The organism is Burkholderia sp. Ac-20392 (assembly GCF_017104585.1).
Lineage (GTDB): Bacteria > Pseudomonadota > Gammaproteobacteria > Burkholderiales > Burkholderiaceae > Burkholderia > Burkholderia lata.
The window spans coordinates 1-3,214 of sequence record NZ_JAAGPB010000714.1 but is presented as its reverse complement, the minus strand read 5'-3'; the positions used below and the strand labels follow the sequence as shown (position 1 = coordinate 3,214).

Below are 3,214 nucleotides of genomic sequence, written 5' to 3'. Positions count from 1 at the left end.
GCGGCCGCCGAACAGCATCCGGTGGTCGGCCGACAGCCGGAAATAGTCGAGGAAGAAGTTGTTGTCGCACACGGCTTCGCGCTGTGCGATCAGCGCGTCGGCGCGCGCTTGGCCGAGCGGCTCGGTCGCGATGATGTACGACGCGATCGGCGCGATGCGGGCAGCCGTCGCGTCCGGCAATACGCCGCCGGGGCCCGCGTTGCAGCACGACACGACGAAGCGGCAGCGCACGTCGCCCGACGGCGTGCGCACGACGGGCCGCGCACCGCGCACGATCTCGAGCGCGGGCGTATGCGCATACAGCGCGACGCCTTCGCGTCGGGCGGCATCGGCAAGGCCGAGGCAGTACTTGAGCGGATGCAGGTGGCCCGACAGCGGATCGTAGACGCCCGCGAGATAGCGCGTCGACGCGATGCGCGCACGGATCTCGCCGGTGTCGAGCCATGACAGCGATGGATGGCCCCAGCGTTGGGTCGCGGCGTCCATCCATGCATGCAGGTCGTCGATGCGGCGCGGCTTCGTCGCGACGGTCAGGTAGCCGCGCGTGAAGTCGCAGTCGATCCCGTAACGCGCGATCCGCTCGGCGATCAATGCGACGCCGTCGAGCGACAGCGACCACGCGGCGCGCGCGCCGTCGGCGCCGAGCTGCCGCTCGATCTCCTCGTCTTTCGCGAAGCCGGTGATCGCCTGGCCGCCGTTGCGACCCGACGCGCCCCAGCCGGGCCGGTGCGCGTCGATCACCGCGACGGACAGCCCGCGAGCACGGCAGTCGAGCGCGGTCGACAGGCCCGCGAAGCCGGCGCCGATCACGCAGACGTCGACGTCGATCGTCCCGTCGAGCACGGGATCGTCCACGGCGGGGCGCACGGCCGTCGCTTCGTAGTACGAGTCGCGCGCGAGCGCATCGGCGCGGCGGGTGAAAGACTGCGTCATGAATCCGACTCCCTCGTTGCAGCCGGCGGCGGGGCAGCGTGCACCGTCATCCGGCCGGTAAAAACGGCGCGGGACGCCGTGCGCGCGGCACGGCGTCCCGCGCGAGCTGCGTCAGAACGAATAGATGAACTGCGTCGCGAGCAGGTCGTTGGACTTGCCATACGATCCGTCGTTGCGCAGGAACACCTTGTTGTTCGCCCAGTCGTGGCGGTATTCGACCTTCACGGTGATCTGCTGGGTCGGATAGAACAGCAGGTCGAGCGCGACATCCTGGCGCACGGCCCCCTTGCACTCGAAGCCCAGGCCGCCACCGGCCTTCGACATCGCGAGGCAGTCCGCGTCGACGCCGAAGCCGTTGTTCGGGTCCATCCCGTTGCCGTTCAGCGCGATGCCGCCACCGCCGCCGCCGTTCTTCGAGTTGGCGAGCAGGTCGTAGCGCAGCGTCACGCCCATGCGGCCGACCACCGGTGCGTTGAACTTGCGGTGCGCGAGCAGCGACAGGCCGTACCACTGCGCGAGCCCGCCGTTGAACGCCGCATGCTGCTGACGGCCGTAGTCGACTTCCGCGTTGTACTGAATATCGGCGAGCGTGTAGGTCGCGTCGAGTTCACCGAAGAAGAACGAACCATACGCGCTCGGTGATGCACCACCCGGGCCGTAGTTGACGCCGATCTGTTGGCCGGTAACCGGATCTGTCACAGCTGCCGACGACAGTGTCTGGCGACCGATGTTGAACGAACCGCCGATGTCGAGCGCACTCGACCACGTGTAGTCCGCGCGTGCGGTGAAGGTCGGCACCTTGTTGCTGGTGGTGATCGGGTCGCCGAGTGCATTCACACCTTTCTGCGTGACCGAACCGTACGTGCGGTACTGCTCGTTACCGAGGAAGAACTTCCACGCCCAGTTGCCCTTCGTGTAGTTCGCGCCGATACCGACGTAGCTGCCCGGATCCGAGAAATCGTACAGCAGGTTGTGCGTGAGCGTGAGCATCTGGTTCGACTGCTGCACCTCGTAGCCGCCGAAGCTCGGGATCAAACCGGCGACCAGCGTCGTTTCGGCGGTGATCGGCACGTTGACGACCGCGGTGTTCAGCAGGTTGTCGGTGATCGAGCCGCGCGAGTTCTGCAGCAGCGTGATGCCGTTGCCGCGGTTCGGCATCAGCGTGATTTCCGCCGACGGCGCCATCGGGCCGACGCCGAACGTCTTCTTGATGTCGAGGTACAGATCGCCGAACGTGCTGTTGAAGTAGTTGTACGCGTTCTCGTGGTTCGCGAACAGGAACGACGACGTGCCGGCCGCGCGGTTGTACATGTAGGTCGGGTCGATGTAGCCCGTCACCGACAGGCCCGCGAGCGGGCCCGTGTTGGCCGCGTCCGTCAGCGAGTCGACCTTCAGCTGCTGGTTCGCGATCTGCTGCTTCATCTCGCCGACCTCGTCGTTGGTCAGCGTGGCCTGCGCCTTGCCGTAGTCCGGCGAGCTCGGATCGACGGCCACGGCGACCGGCGCCGCACCGGCTCCGGCCTTCGTGCCGGCCTGCGCGGTCGCGGTGCCGCCCTTCGCCGACAGTTGCGCCTGCATCGCCTTCATCTGCTTCTGCAGCGCCATGACCTGCGCCTGCAGCGCCTTGATCTCGGCGGATGTCGAGTCGGCCAGCGCGATGCCCGGCAACGCGCCGGCCACCAGCAGGCAGATCAGTTTCTTCTTCATTGCGGATTCTCCTTGTCGTGCGCCTGTCAAATCGGAATCGAATCGCGCGCCCCCCCTGGGGCAGCGCGTATTGCTTGTCTGCAGTGCTTGTTATCGTTGAAGCGGGAGGCGAGGCGTCACGCCACCGCGAACGCCGCCTTCATGTCGGCGATGCGGCGCCGTTCGCGCGCGATCATCATCCGGTTCACGACGATCACGCCGATCGTCACCGCCGTGATGAACAGCGTCGCCAGTGCATTCATCTCCGGGTTCAGCCCCAGCCGCACGCGCGAGAACACCACCAGCGGCAGCGTCGTCGAGCCCGGCCCGGACAGGAACGCCGACAGCACCAGATCGTCGATCGACAGCGTGAACGACAGCAGCCAGCCCGACAGCAGCGCCTGCGAGATCAGCGGCAGCGTCACCACGAAGAACACCTTCAGCGGCGTCGCGCCAAGATCCAGCGCCGCCTCTTCCAGCGACTTGTTCATCTCCTTCACGCGCGACTGCACGATGATCGCCACGTACGACACGCACAGCATCACGTGACCGATCCAGATCGTCACCATCCCGCGACCCTTCGGCCAGCCGAACA

Annotated in this window: 3 protein-coding genes; all 3 read right to left on the bottom strand. The window is 66.8% G+C overall.

All coding sequences use genetic code 11. From position 1 onward, the window contains the following. The coding region (locus tag G3N99_RS37210; protein ID WP_206124859.1) for an FAD-dependent oxidoreductase at positions 1-933 on the bottom strand (933 nt) is incomplete at its 3' end. 111 nt (positions 934-1,044) lie between these two features. Continuing rightward, the gene (locus G3N99_RS37205; protein ID WP_206124858.1) at positions 1,045-2,640 is read right to left on the bottom strand and encodes a DUF3138 family protein; all 1,596 of its coding nucleotides are present in this window, start codon (positions 2,638-2,640) and stop codon (positions 1,045-1,047) included. Positions 2,641-2,756: 116 nt separating this feature from the next. Beyond that, positions 2,757-3,214 (bottom strand): ABC transporter permease subunit (locus G3N99_RS37200; RefSeq protein ID WP_206124857.1); only part of this gene is annotated, 458 nt, incomplete at its 5' end.

Coding starts and splice junctions, on each gene's coding strand:
- G3N99_RS37205 (WP_206124858.1), bottom strand. CDS start 2,640: ATGAAGAAGAAACTGATCTGCCTGCTGGTGGCCGGCGCGTTGCCGGGC.